General features: G+C 73.1%; 20 protein-coding genes. 15 read left to right on the top strand and 5 right to left on the bottom strand.

Features of this window, described 5'->3' with window-relative positions; all coding sequences use genetic code 11:
- Positions 1-65: 65 nt before the first annotated feature.
- From ACFXGA_RS11760 to ACFXGA_RS11745, 4 genes are all read left to right on the top strand, one after another.
- Positions 66-1874 (top strand): dynamin family protein, encoded by a 1809-nt coding sequence (locus tag ACFXGA_RS11760; RefSeq protein ID WP_378086842.1) that lies wholly within the window; start codon positions 66-68, stop codon positions 1872-1874.
- Complete coding sequence (locus ACFXGA_RS11755; RefSeq protein WP_378086840.1) at positions 1874-3247, top strand: GTPase domain-containing protein; 1374 nt, start codon at positions 1874-1876, stop codon at positions 3245-3247. The genes ACFXGA_RS11760 and ACFXGA_RS11755 overlap by 1 nt, the downstream gene beginning before the upstream one ends.
- A 225-nt stretch (positions 3248-3472) precedes the next feature.
- Positions 3473-4252 (top strand): papain-like cysteine protease family protein, encoded by a 780-nt coding sequence (locus ACFXGA_RS11750; RefSeq protein ID WP_378086838.1) that lies wholly within the window; start codon positions 3473-3475, stop codon positions 4250-4252.
- 10 nt (positions 4253-4262) lie between these two features.
- Positions 4263-4844 (top strand): hypothetical protein, encoded by a 582-nt coding sequence (locus ACFXGA_RS11745; protein WP_378086836.1) that lies wholly within the window; start codon positions 4263-4265, stop codon positions 4842-4844.
- Between the two features lie 183 nt (positions 4845-5027).
- Here ACFXGA_RS11745 and ACFXGA_RS11740 read toward each other — a convergent pair whose 3' ends face one another.
- Positions 5028-5843, bottom strand: coding sequence for a LysR family transcriptional regulator (locus ACFXGA_RS11740; protein ID WP_378086834.1), 816 nt, complete (start codon positions 5841-5843; stop codon positions 5028-5030).
- Positions 5844-5919: 76 nt separating this feature from the next.
- Between ACFXGA_RS11740 and ACFXGA_RS11735 the strand changes: the two genes are divergently transcribed.
- Entirely contained in the window at positions 5920-6759 is an 840-nt protein-coding gene (locus ACFXGA_RS11735; protein WP_378086832.1) for a PhzF family phenazine biosynthesis protein, read from the top strand.
- Between the two features lie 46 nt (positions 6760-6805).
- On the opposite strand, the gene ACFXGA_RS11730 is transcribed toward ACFXGA_RS11735, so the two are convergent.
- Entirely contained in the window at positions 6806-7237 is a 432-nt protein-coding gene (locus ACFXGA_RS11730; RefSeq protein ID WP_378086830.1) for a nitroreductase family deazaflavin-dependent oxidoreductase, read from the bottom strand.
- Positions 7238-7560: 323 nt separating this feature from the next.
- Between ACFXGA_RS11730 and ACFXGA_RS11725 the strand changes: the two genes are divergently transcribed.
- Complete coding sequence (locus ACFXGA_RS11725; RefSeq protein WP_378086828.1) at positions 7561-8547, top strand: LysR substrate-binding domain-containing protein; 987 nt, start codon at positions 7561-7563, stop codon at positions 8545-8547.
- A gap of 106 nt (positions 8548-8653) precedes the next feature.
- Here the strand turns inward: ACFXGA_RS11725 and ACFXGA_RS11720 are convergent, their stop codons facing one another.
- Positions 8654-9454: an SDR family oxidoreductase gene (locus tag ACFXGA_RS11720; RefSeq protein WP_378086826.1), complete on the bottom strand. Its 801-nt coding sequence runs from the start codon at positions 9452-9454 to the stop codon at positions 8654-8656.
- 95 nt (positions 9455-9549) lie between these two features.
- Here ACFXGA_RS11720 and ACFXGA_RS11715 point away from each other — a divergent pair, with 95 nt between their 5' ends.
- From ACFXGA_RS11715 to ACFXGA_RS11700, 4 genes are all read left to right on the top strand, one after another.
- On the top strand, positions 9550-9924 hold the full coding sequence (locus tag ACFXGA_RS11715; RefSeq protein WP_378086824.1) for a winged helix-turn-helix transcriptional regulator: 375 nt from the start codon (positions 9550-9552) through the stop codon (positions 9922-9924).
- Positions 9925-10149: 225 nt separating this feature from the next.
- On the top strand, positions 10150-11178 hold the full coding sequence (locus tag ACFXGA_RS11710; RefSeq protein ID WP_378086822.1) for a gamma-glutamylcyclotransferase: 1029 nt from the start codon (positions 10150-10152) through the stop codon (positions 11176-11178).
- 97 nt (positions 11179-11275) lie between these two features.
- Positions 11276-11881 carry a DUF4232 domain-containing protein gene (locus tag ACFXGA_RS11705; RefSeq protein ID WP_378086820.1) on the top strand — a complete coding sequence of 202 codons (606 nt, stop codon included), beginning with the start codon at positions 11276-11278 and terminating at the stop codon, positions 11879-11881.
- Positions 11882-12667: an alpha/beta fold hydrolase gene (locus tag ACFXGA_RS11700; protein ID WP_378086818.1), complete on the top strand. Its 786-nt coding sequence runs from the start codon at positions 11882-11884 to the stop codon at positions 12665-12667.
- Positions 12668-12674: 7 nt separating this feature from the next.
- Here ACFXGA_RS11700 and ACFXGA_RS11695 read toward each other — a convergent pair whose 3' ends face one another.
- Positions 12675-13418, bottom strand: coding sequence for an SDR family NAD(P)-dependent oxidoreductase (locus tag ACFXGA_RS11695; RefSeq protein ID WP_378086816.1), 744 nt, complete (start codon positions 13416-13418; stop codon positions 12675-12677).
- Between the two features lie 94 nt (positions 13419-13512).
- On the bottom strand, positions 13513-13917 hold the full coding sequence (locus ACFXGA_RS11690; protein WP_378086814.1) for a hypothetical protein: 405 nt from the start codon (positions 13915-13917) through the stop codon (positions 13513-13515).
- Positions 13918-14136: 219 nt separating this feature from the next.
- On the opposite strand from ACFXGA_RS11690, the gene ACFXGA_RS11685 reads away from it, so the two are divergent.
- From ACFXGA_RS11685 to ACFXGA_RS11665, 5 genes are all read left to right on the top strand, one after another.
- Complete coding sequence (locus ACFXGA_RS11685) at positions 14137-14994, top strand: hypothetical protein (protein ID WP_378086811.1); 858 nt, start codon at positions 14137-14139, stop codon at positions 14992-14994.
- Positions 14995-15131: 137 nt separating this feature from the next.
- Positions 15132-15392 carry a hypothetical protein gene (locus tag ACFXGA_RS11680; protein WP_378086809.1) on the top strand — a complete coding sequence of 87 codons (261 nt, stop codon included), beginning with the start codon at positions 15132-15134 and terminating at the stop codon, positions 15390-15392.
- Position 15393: 1 nt separating this feature from the next.
- On the top strand, positions 15394-15645 hold the full coding sequence (locus ACFXGA_RS11675; RefSeq protein ID WP_378086807.1) for a hypothetical protein: 252 nt from the start codon (positions 15394-15396) through the stop codon (positions 15643-15645).
- Between the two features lies 1 nt (position 15646).
- Positions 15647-18412 (top strand): FtsK/SpoIIIE domain-containing protein, encoded by a 2766-nt coding sequence (locus ACFXGA_RS11670; protein WP_378086804.1) that lies wholly within the window; start codon positions 15647-15649, stop codon positions 18410-18412.
- Positions 18409-18837: a hypothetical protein gene (locus ACFXGA_RS11665; protein ID WP_378086802.1), complete on the top strand. Its 429-nt coding sequence runs from the start codon at positions 18409-18411 to the stop codon at positions 18835-18837. The genes ACFXGA_RS11670 and ACFXGA_RS11665 overlap by 4 nt, the downstream gene beginning before the upstream one ends.
- Positions 18838-18953: the final 116 nt, after the last annotated feature.

Below are 18953 nucleotides of genomic sequence, written 5' to 3'. Positions count from 1 at the left end.
GGACCGGCCCTCGCCCCGTCCGGACTTTCACCCGGAGTGCTTTTGCGGGCACACTCTGCCAGGTGATGTCCGCGCCCTGGCTCGACGTGCTCGACGACACGATCCGGGCTTGCGCTGCGCACAACCGGCCCGACCTGGCCGAACGGTTGCGCGAGAAGCGCGCCCGCCAGCTCGACCCCAAGCTCCGCGTGCTCGTGATCGGCGAGCCGAAGCAGGGCAAGAGCCAGCTCGTGAACGCGATGGTGAACGCCCCGGTGTGCGCGGTGGGTGACGACGTCACGACCACCGTTCCCACGTTCGTGCAGCACGCGGAGACACCGTCGGCCGCGCTGGTGCGGGGCGCGTCCGTCGCGAACACCCCCACCGAGCGGATCCCGGTGCCCCTCGACCGGCTCGCCAGCGAGGTCAGCGCGAGCCACCACGGCGGGGAGCTGGTGCGCGCCGAGGTCGGCATCCCCCGCGCCCTGCTGGACTCGGGCCTGGTGCTGATCGACACGCCCGGCGTGGGCGACCTGCGGCCCGCGCACACCGCCAGCACGTTCACCGCGCTGCTGCAGGCCGACGCGGTGCTCATGGTCTCCGACGCCACCACCGAGCTGACCGGCTCGGAGCTGGAGCTGATCAAGCAGGTCATGACGTCCTGCCCCAACGTGATCGTGGTCCTCACCAAGATCGACATCGCGGCGCAGTGGCGGCGCGTGGTCGAGCGCAACCGCGCCCACCTGGCCCGCGCCGGCGTGACCGCGAAGCTCATCCCGGTGTCCGCCGCGCTGCGGCTGCGCGCGGCCAGGACGGGCGACAAGGCGCTCAACGCCGAGTCCGGCTTCCCCGAGCTGCTGGCGTGCGTGCGGCAGGACATCCTCGCCGCCGCCGACCAGTTGGCCCGCCGCACGGTCGCCGTCACGGCCGCGTCCGCGATCCGGCAGCTCGTCGCGCCGGTGCGCGAGGAGCTGTCCACCCGCGCCGCCCAGGGCCCGGAGAAGACCATCGCCGCGCTCAACGAGGCGCAGCGCCGGATCGACGAGCTGCGCCGCCGTTCCGCCCGCTGGCAGACCGTGCTGGCGGACGAGATGGCCGACCTGGTCTCCGACATCGAGTACGACCTGCGCGACCGCACCCGCAGGATCATGCGCGAGGTCGAGAAGACCTTCGAGACCGCCGACCCGGCGCTGGGCTGGGACAGGTTCGAGACGTGGCTGGAGGACAACCTCACCGAGGCGGCCACCACCAACTTCGCCTGGCTCCTGGACCGCTCGGAGTGGGTGGCGGAGAAGGTCGCGAAGAGCTTCCCGGTCGCCCGCGACGACCTCCTGCCCGAGTCGATCTTCCCGGACGACGTGCTCGACCGCGTCGCGCCCATGGACAAGCCGCTGATCGAGAAGTTCAGCCTGGCGCAGAAGGCGTTCACCGGCCTGAAGGGCTCCTACGGCGGCGTGCTGATGTTCGGCCTGGCCACCAGCCTCGCCGGCATGCCGCTCATCAACGCGATCTCCCTGGGCGCCGGCGCGCTGTTCGGCGGGAAGTCCATCATGGACGAGAGCGACCAGCGCCTGCGCCGCCGGCAGGCCGCAGCCAAGGCCGCCGCCGCCCGGCACGTGGACGACTTCTTCGTGAAGTTCAGCAAGGACTGCCGTGACGCGGCCCGGCACATCCAGCGCAGCCTGCGCAACCACTTCTCCACGCTGGCCGAGGAGTTGCAGGAGACGCTGCTCGAGTCGGCCCGCAGCGCCCGCCGCGCGGTCCAGGACGACACGTCGGAACGCGAGCGCCGCAGCCGTGACGCCAGGCGGGAGCTGGACGAGCTGGTCGCCCTCTACCAGCGCGTGCAGGCGCTGGCGGGCGGCCAGGCGCCACCGCTGGGGATCAGCGCCTGATGGGGTTGGCCGACGAGGTCCTGGCGTTGCTGGACGACGCCCTGGCGATCTACCGCGACAGCCCCCGTGCCGTCACCTGGCTGCGCGCGCACCGCGCCCGGTTCGCCGAACCGCTGCGCGTCGCCGTCGCCGGCGCGCCGCGATCGGGCAAGTCCACCGTGGTGAGCGCCCTCATCGGCGAGGAGCTGACCTCGACCGGCGCGACCACCTGGTACCAGGACGGCCCCCAGCCGAAGGCCCACGTCGGCCACTACGAGGTCCCGGTCGTGCGCCGCGACGGCAGGGCGTTCGTGGACGCCCCGGACGCCGAGCGCGTCGTGGTCGAGTGGCCCTCCCGCTCGCTGCGGGACGTCACCCTGATCGACACCCCCGCCGGCGCCCCGGTCGAGCACGTCTACGGCGAAGCGGACGCCGTGCTCTACCTGACCCGGCACATGCACAACACAGACCTGCGCTTCCTCCAGGCCGCGCACGACCACCCGGTCGCCCGCGCGACCCCGGTGAACACCGTCGTCGTGCTCTCCCGCGCCGACGAGATCGGCGGCGGCCGGATCGACGCCCTGACCTCCGCCAAGCAGATCGCCCGCCGCTACCGCCGGGAGGCGGCCGTCACCCCGCTGTGCCAGAACGTCGTCGCCGTCGCCGGCCTCCTCGCCGTGGCCGCGCGCACCGTCCGGCCGGACGAGTTCGCCGCCCTGGCCACGCTGGCCGGCCTGCCCCGCACGGCGCTGGAGGAGCACCTGCTCTCCGCCGACCGCTTCGTCGGCGACGACTTCCCGGTCCCCCTGGACCCCGCCACCCGCCGCGCGCTGGTCGACCGCTTCGGCATCTTCGGCGTCCGCCTGACCACCACCCTCATCCGCCAGGGCTTCGACACCCAGGTCAAGCTCACCGGTCAACTGGTGCAGCGCAGCGGCCTGGGCGAACTGCGCGACTCGATCGGCATCCACTTCACCGAACGCCACGACGTGCTCAAGGCCCGATCCGCCCTCCTGGGCCTGGACGTCGTCCTGCGCGCCGAACCCCGTCCCACCGCCGCCACCCTGGCCACCACCACGGAACGGATCCTCGCCTCCGCCCACGACTTCCGCGAGCTGCGCCTCCTCGCGGCGATCCACAGTGGACGGATCCGGCTGCCCGACGGCCTGGAAGCCGAAGCCACCCGCCTCGTGGGCGGCCTGGGCGCCGATCCCCTGACCCGCCTCGGCCTGGACCACGAGCCGCGGCCGGACGAACTGCACCACGTGCTCCACCACACCCTGAACCGCTGGCGGGACCACGCCGCCGACCCGCTCCTGGACCACGCCCAACGCCGCGCCGCGGCCGTGGTCGTTCGGACCTGCGAAGGTCTGCTGACCGAACAACCCGCGTAGTCCACGACAGACCACCCCGTTGCGCCAACCGGGTCGTGACACCGCCGCGGCACACCCCGTCGAACCGGTGACCGGTGTTCCGCGGGACAACCTCACCTGACGTCGTTCACCGATCCCGGCAGCGGCAAGGTCAACGCCCAGTTCAAAGCCGGAGCCACCGAGAAGTTCAAGGTCCGTCCCCAATCCGACGGCACGTACTCGTTCGAGTCGGCGACTTTCCCGAACGTGTACCTGCGCCTGGACGGCAGCGGGGTGGAGCCGGGCAGCTCACGCGTCGGAACGGTCAACTGCCAATTCGGGGCGCCCGGCCTGTACGAGAAGTTCAAGCTCACCGTCCAGTCCGGCGGTGTGTTCACGATCGAGTCGGCGACCTTCCCGAACGTGTTCCTGCGGCTCAACGGCAGCGGGCTGACCGCCACCACGAGCACCGGGGGCGGGACGGCCACCGGTGAGCCGGGCAGCAGCACGCTCGCGGAGTTCGCGTTCGACATGGCCGACCAGAACGTCGACTTCGTCATGCAGCACCAGGAGCAGACCATGTGGTGCTGGAGCGCGGCCACGGTCAGCGTCTCCAGGTTCTACGACCCGGCCTCGCCGTGGACCCAGTGCTCGCTCGCCAACGCGGAGTTCAACCGCAAGGACGCCTGCGTCCCCGCCGGTCAGGAGTCGCCCGCCAACGAAGGGCGGTGGCCGGACACGGCGCTGCAGCGCGTCGGGAACTTCAGGGAGCGCCTGAACGACTCGCTGACCACCGTGCAACTCGGTGCGGAGCTGGCGAAGTCCGCGCCCGTCGTGGTGAACATCGCGTGGCGCGACCAGAACGGCTTCATCTGGGGCGGCCACATCGTCGCGGTGCGGGGACGCTCGGTGCGCGACGGGGTCGAGTGGGTCAGCGTGGGCGACCCGTGGTCCGGCGACCTCGACATGACCTACGACAACTTCCGCAACAGGTACCAGAACAGCGGACTCTGGAACGTCAGCTACAAGACCAAGGCCCGGGGCTGAAGGAGCTGCCATGCCACTGCACCTGCCCGACCCGCCGACCGGACTGCCCGACCGGGTCAAGGCGACCCTCCACTCCTTCGTGGACGGAGCCCACTTCTCCACCAAGGCCCTGCGCGGCGCGCGGAAGGACCGGCTCGACCTCTCCACGCCGCACCAGGTCTTCACGCTGGGGATCGACGACATCACCTCCGGCGGCGGCCTCGACCGGGCGCAACCGGTGGGCTGGCGCTACCTCGTCGAGGACGGCGGGCAGGCCATCGCGAGCGCCGAGACGACCCCGGGCCCGGACGGCGCCCAGGAGGTGTCGCAGTTCACCGAGGGCCCGTTCGTGGCCGAGACCGACAAGGCCGTCAAGGCCGTCCGCCTGCTGCCCCAGCTCGCGGTGGCCGGCTTCGAACTGCGCCTGCTCCGCATCGCCCCCCTCTACGTGATGGCGCTCTGGCTGCACTCCCCCGTGACGGACCTCGTCGTGCCGCTGGCCCCGTCCCCGTTCCGCAAGGAGGGCAAGCCGCTGCCGGCGCGGGAGTTCCTCGCCGAGCTGACCGAGCTGGCCCAACGGGCCCGCCGAACGGGCCCGCCACCGACCACCTGAGGCTCGATCCGACCGGTCGGAGCCGGCAGGCGCGGCGGGACGCACTATCCCCGGGCCTGCCGGCTTCGGCCTGCCCGTGTCACATCGAGCCGGACGCGAGCGTTGAACTCACGGGTCCTGAACGTAGGACTCTCGCGTTCTCAACGTAGGACACACGGGTCCTGAGTGTTCGACACGCGTGGGTCAGTCGAGGGCGGCGGCGACGGCGCGGACGGCGGCCGAGGGGGTGCGGCGCGGGTCCGTGACCAGGAACAGCGTGCTGTCGGGCAGCTCCCGCACCCGCTGCAACGTGCCCGCGTCCAACTGCTCGGCCACCGCCACCCGAGGCAGCACGGCCCACCCCAACCCGGCCACCACGCACGACCGCACGGCCTCGATGCTGCCGAACCGCGTGATGCTGGGCGTCGCGGGCAACTCGCGCACGAACCGGTCGCAGTACGAACACCCCTCCTCCAGCAGGAAGTACCGCTCGTCCAGCACCACCCCCGGCGCGGACACCAGCTCGATCGGCTCGACCCCGACCGCCGTCACCTTCAACCCCGGCGCGGCCAGCGAGTCCTCCAGCACCAGCGCCAGGTCCAAGGTCCCGTTGCGCACCCCGGCCAACGCCTGCCGGGTGCCCGCCGGCGACAGGTGCACCGAGATCCCCGGCCACCGCATCGCCACGTCCGCGATCCGCTGCGGCAGCCGGTAGGCGCACACCGACTCGGGTGCGGCTATCCGCACGTCGCCCTCCACCGCCGTGCTCCCCCGCACCGCGTCCCGCAACCGCTGCTCGGACGTCAGCACCTCCCGGGCGTGCTCGACGGCCTGCCGACCCGCCTCGGTCAACCGCGCCCCGCTGGGCAGCCGGTCGAACAGGCGGGCCCCGAGGTGCCGTTCCAGGGCCTTGACCTGGCTCGTCACCGTGGATTGCACGAGGTGCAGCTCGGCCGCGGTGGCGGTGAAGCTGCCCGTACGGGCGAGCACCAGGAGGGTGCGCAGGAGGCGGGTGTCCACCACATCGACAATACCGATAGCGCACATCACTGGGAATCGTTGGACTCGATGCGCCCTCCTGGGGGACGCTCGTCCCATGACCGACGCGCAGGGACCGACCGTGCTCCGCTACACCGCTTTCGCCACCGACCCCGCCGGGGGCAACCCGGCCGGCGTCGTGCTCGACGCTACCGGCCTGACCGACGCCCGCATGCTGGAGATCGCCGCCGAGGTCGGCTACTCGGAGACCGCGTTCGTCGTCCCCCGGCCCGCCGAGCCGGACGACTTCGACGTCCGGTACTTCAGCCCGCTGGTCGAGGTGCCGTTCTGCGGCCACGCCACCGTGGCCGCCGCCGTCGCCCTCGGCCGGCCCGGAACCCTGCGCTTCCACACCCCCGCCGGCCTGGTCGACGTCGCCACCACCCCCACCACCGCGACGCTGACCAGCGTGCCGACCCACGCCACGCCCGCCGCGCCCGCCGACGTCACCGCCGCGCTGCGCGCGCTGGGCTGGTCCGCCGACGACCTGGACGACCGCTACCCGCCGCACTGGGCGTTCGGCGGCTCGCGCCACCTCGTCCTGGCCGTCCGCACCCGCGCCCGCCTGGCCGCGCTGGACTACGACTTCGACGCGCTGGCCGACCTGCTGCGCGCCCACGACGCCGTGACCGCGCAGCTGGTGCACCAGCGCGAGGAGGACGTGTTCGACGCCCGCGACCCGTTCCCGGTGGGCGGCGTGGTCGAGGACCCGGCGACCGGCTCCGCCGCGGCGGCGTTCGGCGGCTACCTGCGGGCGATCGGGCGGGTCGAACGGCCGAGGTCCGTGACCATCCACCAGGGCGTGGACCTGGGCCGCCCGAGCCTGCTCGAGATCTGCGTCGCGCCCGACGACCCGCGGGTCACCGTGACGGGCTCCGCCGTGCCGATCACCGGGTGACGCGCCCGGACCGCGCTCCCGGTCCGCGATCCGGACCGGGCCGCGCCTACGACCCGACGCGCTCCAGCACCACCACCGGGATCTCCCGGTCGGTCTTCTTCGCGTACTGGTCGTAGGCCGGCCACGCCTCGGTCATCAGCTTCCACAGCCGGTCCCGCTCCTCACCGGTCGCGGTGCGGGCGCGGGCCCGGAACACGTCCGGGCCGACCTGGACCTCGGCCTCGTTGCGCTCGGCCAGGTTCCGGTACCACGACGGGTGCTTCGGCGCGCCGCCGTAGGACGCGACGACCACGTACGCGTCGCCGTAGGGCTGGTAGATCAACGCGGTCCGACGCGGCTGCCCGGACTTGCGGCCGATCGTGGTCAGCAGGAGCGTGAAGACGCCCGGCTGCCACTCGTGCCCCTCCGCGCCGCCGGTCGCGACGTACTTGCGGATGTGCTCTTTCACCCAGTCGACTGGGCTGTCCACCACCGACATGGTTCGAACGTACCGACTGCGCGGCGGGGCCGCCGGTCGCGCACTCCGCAATGGCGACCGGCGGCCCCGTTCGGGGTGGGGACGTCCGCCTCGCACCCCCTTGGCCGTCACCGCCCCCGGCGTCGCCCGGACCCCGCCCGCGTATAACGGGGCGCGGGCCGCTCGACGGGACGGCACGGCCGAGCCGCTGCTCAGTGGATCCGGCTCGTGCGGTAGATCTGGCTCGGGTGGCGCATCTGTTCTCCTCCGCAGCAGTGGGGACTGGCCAACTATGACGCCCGCCAGGGCTGGCGGCTCATACGGAAGGGGGATAGAAGAGCGTTATGCCCGAGCTCGAGCTGCGCCACCTGCGCGCGGTGTGCGCGATAGCCGAAGAAGGCAGCCTCACCAAGGCGGCCTCCCGCCTGGGGCTCACGCAACCGGCGATGAGCGCCCAGTTGCGGACCGTGGAGCGGATCGTCGGCGGTCGGCTGTTCGACCGCACGCCCGGCGGTTCCGCGCCCACGGACCTGGGCAAACAGGTCGTCGGCACGGCGAGGCTGGTGCTCGACGAGGTCGACCAGCTCGTCTCGCTGGCCCGTCAGCGCAGCGGGGGCGGCACGCCCGGACCGCTGCTGGTCGGCGGGGTGCCCACGTTGTTCTTCGGGCACTTCGTGGAGGAGCTGCGGCGGGTGATCCCGTGTTCGGAGGTCCGCACCGAGATCACGCGCGGCGCGTCGAACCTGCTGGAGCTGCTCGTGTCCGGCCGGGTGCAGCTCGCCGTGCTGGACCGGTTCGAGGGGTTGGAGCGACGTGAGCTGCGCGGGCTGGAGGTCCGCCGGCTGGTGAGCGAGCCGCAGTTCGTGGCGCTGCCCGAGACGGATCCGCTGGCCGCGCAGGAGGAGGTGGACCTCGGGCAGCTCGCCGACCGGGACTGGGTCTCGCCGCCGGACGAGTTCGTCGGCAACCGGCTCCAGATCTTCGCGGCGTGCGCGGCGGCCGGGTTCACGCCCCGGTTCACCCACCACGCGCACGAGGCGAGCACCGCCCGCAGCCTGGTGACCAACGGGGCGGTGTCGTTCGCGCTGCCGCAGTCGCGCAGCGGCGACGGCATCGTCATCCGCCCGCTGCGCGGCTCGCCGCTGATGGTGGACCTGCTCCTGGCGACCCGCCGCGAGGGGCCCGCCGCCGGGCGGGCCCACGACGTCTTCACCGCCGCGGCCAAGGCGTACCGCGCGGTGCTGCCCCGCAACCCCGGCTACGCGAAGTGGTGGGAGGAGCACCCGGAGGCCCACCGCGAGATCGACGCCGCCCTGCTCATCGACGGCTGAGCGGCCGACCGCGCACGCCGGCCGGACAGCCGCCGATCGTCGACCGCGCACGGTCGTCCGGCGACAGCCGCCCCGCCCCCGGGAGCAGCCGCGCCACGGCCGGGAATCAGGCCCGCACGACGTCCTCGATCGCCACCGGCGGACGCCCGATCAGCTTCTCCAGGTCCGGCCGGACCTCCGAGAGCACGCCGCGACCGATGTTCACCTCGATGTCGGTCAGCAGTTCGGCGAGGAAGTCCGGCAGCCCGAACCCCTTCAGCCCGGCCACGCGCTCCTCCGCGCCCACCGCCCGGTGCGTCGTGCCCGCCGCCGCGGCCAGCTCGTCGAAGCTCCACGCCCGCGGCCCGGTCAGCTCGTACACCGCGTTCTCGTGCCCCGGCGTGCTCAGCACGACCGCGGCCGCGAGCGCCAGGTCGTCACGCGACGCGCTGGCGATCCGCCCGTCGCCCGCCGCCGTGACGATCGGGCCGGGGCCCTGCGGCAGGTAGTTCTCGTGGTACATCCCGTTGCGCAGGAACGTGAACGGCACGCCCACCGCGCGGATCGCCTCCTCGGTGGCCTTGTGCACCGCGGCCAGGCCCAGCGGCGAGGTGTCGGCGTCGGTCACCGACGTGTAGACGATGTGCCGCACGCCGGCGTCGGCCGCCGCGCGCACCGCGTTCAGGTGCCGGCGGACGCGGATCTCGTCCGGCCCGTCCACCGACACGATCAACAGCGTCTCCACGCCGGCGAACGCGTCCGCGAGGGGGCCGTCGAAGTCGCCCGCGCGGACCTCCACGCCCAGCCCCGCGGCCTTCTCCGGGTCGCGGACGGACACGGCGAGCCGGTCGGCGGGCAGGCGGTCGAGGGCGTGCTTGAGGATCAGGGAGCCGAGGTGGCCGGTCGCGCCGGTGATCAAGGTCGTCATGCGGCCCACGGTAGGCACGACGCTAACCATTCGAAAGCACCTACCCGAACGTCAGGTACTGACGACTCGGAAAGCATCCAGGTACCGTGGCCGCCATGGAGCCGCGAGGTGACGTATACGACCGCAACTGCCCCTCCCGCGTCATCGCGAACCACGCCACCGGCCACTGGGGCAGCCTGGTGCTCGGCAAGCTCCTGGACGGCACGCAGCGGTTCGGCGAGCTGCGCCGGGCGGTGACCGGGGTGAGCGAGAAGATGCTCGCCCAGACGCTCCAGGCGCTGGAGCGGGACGGGCTGGTGCGCCGCGAGGCCCACCCCACCATCCCGCCGCGGGTGGACTACTCGCTCACGCCGCTGGGCACCCATGCGGCGAAGCAGATCCGAAACTTGTTCGGCTGGATCGAGGAGAACCTGCCGAACTTCCGGGCGGCACAGGAGGAGTACGACGCGCGGCGGGCCGAGAACGTGTGACAGGTCACGTTCACACATCCGATGTGAAGCGATCCAGTTCGGCCGAAACACCCGAGACAGCTCCCTCCGGACGCCTCGAAAGCTCGGACCTCTTCCACTCCGTAGAAACCAACAACGGATGAATTCCGAGTGAGGTTTGCCAGAATGGGAGCCATGACGCAGCCGTTCACCGACGATAGTCACCCGGCCGAGCCCTATCCGGGAGCTCGGCCGGGACACTGCTTCGTGCACCTCGACGGCGCCGGGTGGCCGGTCACGCCGGACCCGGGCGCCGACTCCGGGTGGCGCGTCGCGCCCGACGGCGAGGACCTGGACGAGTGGCTGGCCCGGCACGGCGAACCGCCGCTCGCCGGCCGGATGCCGGTGCTGGCGTACGGCTCCAACGCCAACCCCGCCAAGGTGACCTGGCTGCGCGAGGAACTGGGACTGACCGGCCCGGCGGTCGTGCTGCGCGCCCGGTGCGACGGCCTGGCCGCCGTCTGGGCCGCGGGCCTGCGCAAGACCGACGGCCAGCGCCCGGCGACCCTCGCCGCCGCGCCGGGCGTCGAGGAGGAGCACGCGGTGTGGTTCGCCACCGCGGAGCAGCTGCGCGTCCTCGACCGCTGCGAGGGGCGCGGCCTGCGGTACCGGCTCGTGCGCGTGCACACCGGCCGGGTGACGTTGTTCAACGGGGCCGTGGTCGACTCCGTGCTGGCCTACACCGGCGCGGGCACCCGGCGGATGCCGCTGCTGGTCAACGGCAGACCCGTGCGCTGCGCCGACGTGGACCAGCGCGGCGCGCGACGGCTCGGCGGCCGGCCCGCCGACGGCGACGGCCTCGACGTGACCCCGGTGCACGGCGACCCGTCGCCGGACGACTGGCCCGACCGCCTCTTCGTGTACGGCACCCTCCGGCCCGGCTCGACCGCGTGGCCCCTGGTGGCCCCGTTCGTGGTGGGCGACCCGGAGCCCGCCCGGCTGCCCGGCGCCCTGCACGACACCGGCCGCGGCTACCCCGCGCTGCGCCCCGCGCCCGAGACCTCCGGCCCGAACGCCTCCCGCCACCCCTTCGGCCAGGCCGCCGTGCCGGGGCACGTGCTGCGCCTCGAACGCCCCGAGGAGGCCCTCCCGGCGCTGGACGAGTACGAGGGCGACGAGTACCGCCGCGTGCGCGTGGCGCTGCCGGACGGGCGGATGTGCTGGACCTACCTGTGGACGGCCCCCGTCGCCGGCATGCCGCTGCTGCCGGACGGCTGGGTCGAGAACCGTCAATGATGCCCCCGATCCGGTGAATTCCTCGCCGATCCACCCAACCGACCGGGGCCGGGGTACGTCCTGGGAACAAGGACCCGTTCCGAGCCGGGAGGTGGACATGAGGCGACTCGTGGCGTTCGGCGCCCTGGCGGTCGCGCTCACCGCGTGCGGGAGCCCCCAACAAGCGGCGGACCGGTCGACCCTCGGGGTCGAGCCGCCCGCCTCGACGTCCTCGTCCGCCGAGGCGGCCCCGGTGCCGCCCTCGTCGGTCGCGCCGTCGTCGGGCCAGGCGACCGGCCAGGCGGCCGGCCGCTGCACCGCCGCCGTGCTCGCGGGCGCCGTGGAGCCGACCGACGCGGGCGCGGGCAACCGGTACGGCAAGCTCGTGATCACCAACAACGGCGCGGCCCCGTGCACGGTCAACGGCTACAGCGGCCTGCAACTGCTCGACGCCGCGGGCAACCCGCTGCCGACCGACCTCCAGCGCACCCCCGACCCCGGTCCGTCGCCGGTGACGCTGACGCCCGGGGCCGCCGCGGCGGCGAACCTGCACTGGACCGTCGTGCCGACCGGTGACGAGCCGGTCGACCGGCCGTGCCAGGCCGAGGCGCCGCGGGCCGCGGCCATCCCGCCGGACGAGACCGAGCCGGTGAACCTCCAGTGGGGCCTGGGTCCGGTGTGCGCCGGCGGGAAGATCGAGATCAGCGCGTTCTACGCTGCCTAGGTGATCGAGTCCAACGTCCCCGGCCACGCCGGGGAACTCGCCGTCCGCACCTGGCCCAACCTGGACGCCGACTGGCTCGCCGTCATCGTGCACGGCTACGGCGAGCACAGCGGCCGGTACGCCGACGTGGCCGAGGCCCTGGTGGGCGCGGGCGCGCTCGTCGTCGCGCCCGACCTCGTCGGCCACGGCCGCTCCGAGGGCGAACGCGCGCTGATCACCGACTTCGACGGCGTGCTGGCCGACGTCACCGCCGCGGTCGCCTCGGCCGCGTCCGACCTGCCGACCGTGCTGATCGGGCACGCCGAGGGCGGGCTGGTCGCCGCCCGGTACGCGCAGCTCGACCCGCCGACCGCGCTGGTGCTGTCCGCGCCGGTGCTCGGCACGTGGCAGGGGCTGGACCAGCTCGGCTCGCCGGAGTCCGCGACCGAGCCGTTCGACCCCGCGCTGCTGTCGCGCGACCCGGAGGTCGGCAAGCGGTACGCGGCCGATCCCCTGGTGTGGCACGGGCCGTACCGGCGGGAGACGCTGGAGGCGCTGGAACGCGCGCTCGACCAGGTCAACTACGGGCCCGCGCTGGAGCACCTGCCGACGCTGTGGCTGCACGGCGACGCCGACGAGTGGGTGCCGGCGGCCGACACCCGCACCGGCACCGACCGGTTGCGGGGCCTGCTGTTCGAGGAGCGCCTCTACCCCGGCGCGCGGCACGACGTGTTCCACGAGACCAACTCGGCCGAGGTGGTCGCCGACGTGCTGGCGTTCGCGCGCCGCGTGCTGGGGCCGCGCTGAGGGGCGCTCACCAGGGCTGGTCGGTCGGCCGCACCAGGATCTCGTTGACCGACACGTGGTCCGGCTGCGTCACGGCGTAGCACACTGCGGCGGCCACGTCCTCCGCCTGGAGCTGCCGCATCGCCCGCGCCCGCGCGGTGATGTCCTCCTTGGCCGCCTGGTTCGTGATGTGCTCGCGCAGCTCGGTCTCCACGACACCGGGCTCGACCACGACGACCCGCACCCCGCGCTGGGTCACCTCCTGGCGCAGGGCCTCGCTGAACGCGTTGACGCCGAACTTGGTGGCGTTGTAGACCGCCGTGCCGGCGCGGGCGACGCGGCCGGCCGTGGACGACACCTGCACCACCGAACCCTTGCGCGCCACCAGGTGCGGCAGGGCGGCGTGGGTGAGGAACAGGACGCCCAGGAGGTTCGTCGACACCATCCTGGTCCAGTCGGTGGTGTCCGCGCCCTCCACCGGGCCGAGCAGCATCACGCCCGCGTTGTTGACCAGGACGTCCAACCCGCCGAACACCTCGACGGTGCGCGCCACCGCGTCCCGGCACGCGGCCTCGTCCGTGACGTCCAGCGCGATCGACAGCACCCGCGCGCCGTCGCCCGCGAGCCGTTCTTCCAGTGCGCGCAACCGTTCCACGCGCCGCGCGGCGATCACCACGGCCGCGCCCTCGCGCGCCAGCGCGACGGCGGTCGCCTCCCCGATGCCCGACGACGCGCCGGTGACCAGCGCGACCTTGTCCCGCAAGTTCGTCATGGGACCACCCAACACGCCGGAGCGCGCTCCAGGTCAAGCCGCGGACATGAACGGGTGGGGCGGCACGCGGCGCGCCGCCCCACCCCGTCAGTGATCAGTCGTCGTAGTGGTCTTCGTCGTCGTAGTCGTCGTCACCGTCGTAGTCGTCATCGTCGTAGTAGTCCGGGGCGTCGGCGGTGGCCGAGGTGTCGCCCGTCCACGCGCCATCGGGGCCGGACCAGCTGTAGTTGTCGAAGTAACCCGCGTGGCCGTCGTACACCCAGGACACGACCAGGAACGACCCGGCGCCATCCTCACCGGCGAGCTGGTACTGCTCGTAGTAGTAGGAGTTGCCGTAGTCGTCGGCACCCGCAGCCTGGTCGTAGACACTGGCGCCCTGCGATGTGGCGGCCACGTCGGACTGGTCGAACTCGACGTCGGCCGACGCGATGCCCGCGGCACCGATGATGATCGGGAGCGAAAGCGCGCCCGCCGCGACCAGTCGGATGATGCTGCGCATGGTGGAACCTCCTTGGTGTCGTTGGCCATGCGCTCACATCGTTACCTCGCACGGCGGCGCGTCGGAGGTCGCCGACCGCATCGTGTGAACGAAGGTTGAAGTGGCGAAAACGGCCTGATCAGCGGACATCACGAGGGGTGGGCGCAAGTCCCTGCTTATGGGTGACATCAGTGGCACCCTCACGCGCAACAGGCGTGTCGTGGACAATTCGTTCCCGAGATGGTGGTAGAGGACCTTGAGCTGCTGATCACCGCGGTGGTGGCGGCCGACGACGAGCAGCAGGCGCGCGCCGCCTGCGCCGCACTGCTGCGCCGGGTCGGCGGGCGGGTCGTGCGCGCCTTCGACTGCTCCGACGAGGAACCCGGCTGCTGGTCGGTCACGATCAGCCGGGTCAGCGGCGAGCGGGCGTCGGGCAACGTGGCCGGCGCGCTGGCGCGGGCGGTGCGCGCGTTCGTGCGGCAGCTCGGCGACGAGTTCCCCACCCCGCGGGTGGCGTGCGAGCCGCCGACCGCGTGGACCGTGCTGGAGGACCCCGCGCTGCTCGACCCCCTGGTGCCGGGCGCGGAGCGGCTGCTGGTCGAGGCGTGGGCGGGCGGCGACCCCTCGCAGCAGCACCACACCCGGGAGGCCGGCGCGCCCGACGCCGGGCGGGACCGCGAGCCGCAGGGCCGTTCGACGGACACGCCCGCGCCCGAACGGGTGATCACCGCCGACCCGGGGTCGGAGACCCGGCTGTCGTTGCGCGTCGACGTGGCCACGGACCGGTCCGCGAGCGCCGAGTGGCAAGCGCGGGCGGTAGCGAGCCGGGTCGCGCGCAGTGGCAAGATCACCCGGGTGGCTCCGCACGGGCACCTACTGAGCGTGCACATGGATCTCGGTTCGAGCGTCAGTTCGCCCACGGTCGCGCTACACGACGCGGTGGCGTCGCTGGGCCGTTCGGGGTGGTCGCCGGTCGAGTGGTCCGGCCCGTCCGGGTCGATCCGCTGGTCGGCGGCGCCGGCGCCGGCGGCGGGCATCGCCGCGATGGAACTCACCGCGACACCGGCCTCGGCATTCGTGTGGACGGTGCCCGACTGAGATCGTTCGCGCTGCCCCGATCGAGTGGTTTTCACATCCCACCCGGTCAGCCGATCTTGCTTGTGAATCGTGAAACTTTAGGTACTACTTTCAACTATAGGAACCCAGGCAGTCCGCAGGAGGGGTCGGGAGCCGACATGGCCAGCATCGAAGAGGTCCGCAACGCGATCGCTCAGGCCGTCGAGAAGGCGGGCCAGAGCGTCAACGCCCTGCAACAGGCCGCCGACCTGGCCGAGGACGCGCAAGCCCTGCTCAGCACGGCCACCCAGGGCAGCGTCCAGGCCGACGTCGAGCAGGCGAACGCGCGGTTCGCCGAGGTCGTCAGCGGCGTGTCCGACCTGCAGAAGCACCTCGGCGCGGGGATCTCCCAGGCCGAGAGCATCAACTCCAGGCTGTGACGTGACGTCGGTAGGCGAGGTCAGGCTCGCGCTGGAACAGAGCTGCGAGCTGCTCCGGGACGCCTACCGCAGCGTCCGCGAGGCCCAGCACGCGTTGGACGAGGCGGTCGACATCCTGCTGGAGGCGGGCGCCGACCACCACGAGTCCCTGGTGCCGGCCGGGTTCGCGGCGGCGGGCGAGAAGTTCGCCGCCGAGCTGGAGCTGATCGTGGGCAGCCTGGAACTGGTCCAACGCCTAGCCGTGGAGCTGTGACGTGAGCAGGCGTGACGAGCGCCGCAGGAGGATCGAGACCTCCTTCGCGGAGTTCCGCAGGGCGGTCGCCGCCGCGCTCGGCAACGCCGCGCGCGAGCACCGCCTGCTGGCCGACGAGCGCGCCCGCGACATGTTCGAGGTGATGCTGCGCGGCGACGGCGTCGACCGGGCGCTGGAGGACCCGCTGCTGGCCAAGGCGCTGGCCAACCCGCTGTTCACGCAGCAGGTCGCGCAGGCGATGGTCGACCGGGTCGAGGCGTTCCGCGAGTGGTCCGAACGCGGGCCGGACCAGTTGACCGCGCTGGTGAACGCGGCGGCCGAGGGCCCGGCGTCGTGGCCGCCCGAGGCGTGGCTCGGCACGCCCGGCACGGCCGACGGCGAGGGCGTGCCCGAGTTGTGGCGCATCGGCACCGGCGTGGTGCGCGGCGCGCCGGAGCCGCGCCGGTTCCCGGTGGCGGTGCCGCTGCTCGACCACTCGCACCTGCACGTCTCCTCCGTGCACGAGAGCCGCGCGACCGCCGAGGCGCTGGTGGAGAACCTGCTGCTGCGGGTGCTGAGCCACTTCCAGCCCGGCCTGGTGCACGTCCACGTGTGGGACGTCGGCCAGCTCACCGGCGCGCTGCCCGGCCTGTACCCGCTGACCCGCGCGGGCCTGCTGACCGTGCACGACCCGGCGCGGCTGCACGAGCTGCTGGACGAGCTGTCCGACCACATCCGGCGCGTGCACACCGGCGTGCTGACCGAGGGCCACCAGTCGGTCCGGGCGGCGGGCGGGCGGCGCACCGAGCCGTGGCGGGTGGCGGTGCTGTTCGGCAACCGGCAGCCGTTGAAGGAGGACCAGCAGCAGCAGCTGCAACGCGTGGCGCGCAACGGGTTGGCGGCCGGGATCCAGCTGGTGATCGTGGACATCCCGGTCACGGTCAACTCGCCGATCGAGACCGTGACCGTCGCCGCCGACCAGTCCGCGACCTGCACGATGACCGGCCGGCACGTCACCGTCGCGCTCGACCCGCCGCTGCCCCGCGCGCAGGTGCCCCGCGCGTGCGCGGCGATCGCGGACAAGCGGGAGGAGCGCCGCAACCGGCTCAGCACGTTCGCCGACCTGCTGCCGGAGCGGTTCTGGGCGGAGGACTCCTCGGCGGGCGTCCTGGCCCCGGTCGGGTTCCTGGAGGGCGAGCCGGTGCACGTGGGGCTGGGCGACACGTCGCCGCACGCGCTGATCGGCGGTCCCAGCGGCTCGGGCAAGACGAACTTCCTCTACGCCATGCTCGGCAGCCTCGCCGCCCGGTACGCGCCGGACGAGCTGGAGCTGTACCTGCTGGACTTCAAGGAGGGCGTGTCGTTCGCGCAGTTCGCGCCGGGCCGCAAGGACCCGACGTGGCTGCCGCACGCCCGGCTGGTCGGGGTGAACGTCAACACCGACCGCGAGTTCGGCGTGGCGCTGCTCGCGTTCCTGGCCGACGAGATGCGCCGGCGCGCGGACGCGGCCAAGCGGCACGAGGTCACCAAGCTGGAGCAGCTGCGCGAGGAGGACCCGCACGGGCACTGGCCGCGGATCGTGGCGGTGATCGACGAGTTCCAGTACCTGTTCGGCGAACGCGACCAGGTCACCGCGCAGGCCACCCAGCTGCTGGAGGACGTGGCGCGGCGCGGCCGGTCGCAGGGCATCCACCTGGTGCTGTCGAGCCAGGACGTGTCCGGCATCGAGGGCTTCTGGGGCAAGTCGGCGATCTTCGAGCAGTTCACCGTGCGGATCGCGCTGCCGAAGGCGCGGCGGGTGCTGGCCGAGCCGCAGAACGACGCCGCGGTGGAGCTGCCGCGCTGGCACGCGGTGGTGAACCACGAGTCGGGAGTGCGGCCGGGCAATGAGGTCGCGCGCATCCCCGACGCCACCGCGAAGGGCACGTTCGACGTGCTCCAGGCCGAGCTGCACCGGCTGCGCCCGCCGGACCTGGCCGAGCCGATCCTGTTCGACGGCAGCAAGGTGCCCGTGCTGCGGGCGCTGCCGGACTTCCGGGCGCTGCGGCCGGTCGACGGCGGCGCGCCCACCGTGCTGCTGGGCCAGGTGATCGACGTGGCGGGCAGCGCGGCCAAGGTGCGCTTCGCCCGCACGCCGGGCCGCAACATCGCGGTGCTGGGCTCGCTGGCCGACGACGCGGCGGGCGTGCTGGGCGGCGCGGCGCTGTCGCTGGCCCGCCAGCACGAGCCGGGCGACGCCCGGTTCACCCTGGCGTGCCTGGCCGAGGACGCCTGGCCGCACGCGCAGCGGCTGGCCAAGCGGCTGGAGGACGCGGGCCACTCGGTGGACGTGCTGGGCCTGGACGGCGTGCAGGCGCTGCTGGAGCGCACGGCGGGCGGCATCACCGCGAGCATGACCGGCGAGACGGGCGCGCCGCCGCAACCCCACTACTTGGTGGTTTACGCGGTGGACGCGGCGCACACCCTCCTGGAGGCGAAGAACCCGACGACACGGGTCTCCGGGCTGGACCACCTGCGGACCGTGCTCAAGCACGGGCCGGAGAACCGCACCCACGTGCTGGGCTGGTGGCGTGGCGCGCAGCGGCTGAAGAACAGCCTGCCGCCGGGCGTCTACGACGACATCGGCGCGTGGATCGCGTTCGACATCCAGGGCAAGGAGCTGCTGTCGTTCGGACCGGAGCAGGTGATCGCGTGGTCGCCCCGACCGCGGCGGGGCCTGTTCTTCGACCGGTTCGAGCACTCGCGGCCGCAGGTCGTCATCCCGTTCGACCCCGGGGAGGAACCATGACCACCCACGCCTCAGTGGTGCCCGCGCAGCGCGCCGGCGGGCACGGCGCGCCGGAGGTCGAGGCGGTCTCGGCGATCGAGCGGTACCGGGAGGTCGTCGCGCTGGCCGGCGAGTCGGTGGAGCGGATGCGCGCGGCCGACCGGGCCAGGGTGCGGGTGCTGCTGGAGCGGCTGGCCGCCTCGCAGGACCGGATGGCCGAGGTCATCGACCAGGAGAAGCTGGTCAAGCAGGTCGTCGCGGAGCACTGGGAGGCCGTGGTCGGGCTGCTGTGGGACGAGCGGTGGTTCACCATGACCACGGTGCCCGCGCCGGACGAGTCCGTGCCGCCGCGCGACCAGAGCGAGTACAACACCGCGCTGGACCTCGCGTTCCGCGCGTTGGAGGAGTCGCTGCAGAAACGCGCCCTGTTCCGCAAGGGGGCCTGAACGCCGGGGTGGGGGGGGGGGGGGCGCTAGGCGCGCAACCACCGCCCGACCAGCAGTCCCTGCTCGTGCGCTCTCGCGCCCGCGCAGTCGAGAGGGCCGCCGGCGCGGCGCGCGTT

Source organism: Actinosynnema sp. NPDC059335, assembly GCF_042752395.1.
In the GTDB taxonomy this organism is placed as follows: domain Bacteria; phylum Actinomycetota; class Actinomycetes; order Mycobacteriales; family Pseudonocardiaceae; genus Actinosynnema.
Note: the sequence above shows the minus strand (reverse complement) of the source record. Positions and strands in the feature narration are given on the sequence as shown.

Bases quoted from the DNA above. Each gene is read 5' to 3' on its own strand.
- ACFXGA_RS11760 (WP_378086842.1), top strand. From the start codon at position 66: ATGTCCGCGCCCTGGCTCGACGTGCTCGACGACACGATCCGGGCTTGC.
- ACFXGA_RS11755 (WP_378086840.1), top strand. From the start codon at position 1,874: ATGGGGTTGGCCGACGAGGTCCTGGCGTTGCTGGACGACGCCCTGGCG.
- ACFXGA_RS11745 (WP_378086836.1), top strand. From the start codon at position 4,263: ATGCCACTGCACCTGCCCGACCCGCCGACCGGACTGCCCGACCGGGTC.
- ACFXGA_RS11735 (WP_378086832.1), top strand. From the start codon at position 5,920: ATGACCGACGCGCAGGGACCGACCGTGCTCCGCTACACCGCTTTCGCC.
- ACFXGA_RS11730 (WP_378086830.1), bottom strand. From the start codon at position 7,237: ATGTCGGTGGTGGACAGCCCAGTCGACTGGGTGAAAGAGCACATCCGC.
- ACFXGA_RS11725 (WP_378086828.1), top strand. From the start codon at position 7,561: ATGCCCGAGCTCGAGCTGCGCCACCTGCGCGCGGTGTGCGCGATAGCC.
- ACFXGA_RS11720 (WP_378086826.1), bottom strand. From the start codon at position 9,454: ATGACGACCTTGATCACCGGCGCGACCGGCCACCTCGGCTCCCTGATC.
- ACFXGA_RS11715 (WP_378086824.1), top strand. From the start codon at position 9,550: ATGGAGCCGCGAGGTGACGTATACGACCGCAACTGCCCCTCCCGCGTC.
- ACFXGA_RS11705 (WP_378086820.1), top strand. From the start codon at position 11,276: ATGAGGCGACTCGTGGCGTTCGGCGCCCTGGCGGTCGCGCTCACCGCG.
- ACFXGA_RS11695 (WP_378086816.1), bottom strand. From the start codon at position 13,418: ATGACGAACTTGCGGGACAAGGTCGCGCTGGTCACCGGCGCGTCGTCG.
- ACFXGA_RS11690 (WP_378086814.1), bottom strand. From the start codon at position 13,917: ATGCGCAGCATCATCCGACTGGTCGCGGCGGGCGCGCTTTCGCTCCCG.
- ACFXGA_RS11685 (WP_378086811.1), top strand. From the start codon at position 14,137: ATGGTGGTAGAGGACCTTGAGCTGCTGATCACCGCGGTGGTGGCGGCC.
- ACFXGA_RS11680 (WP_378086809.1), top strand. From the start codon at position 15,132: ATGGCCAGCATCGAAGAGGTCCGCAACGCGATCGCTCAGGCCGTCGAG.
- ACFXGA_RS11665 (WP_378086802.1), top strand. From the start codon at position 18,409: ATGACCACCCACGCCTCAGTGGTGCCCGCGCAGCGCGCCGGCGGGCAC.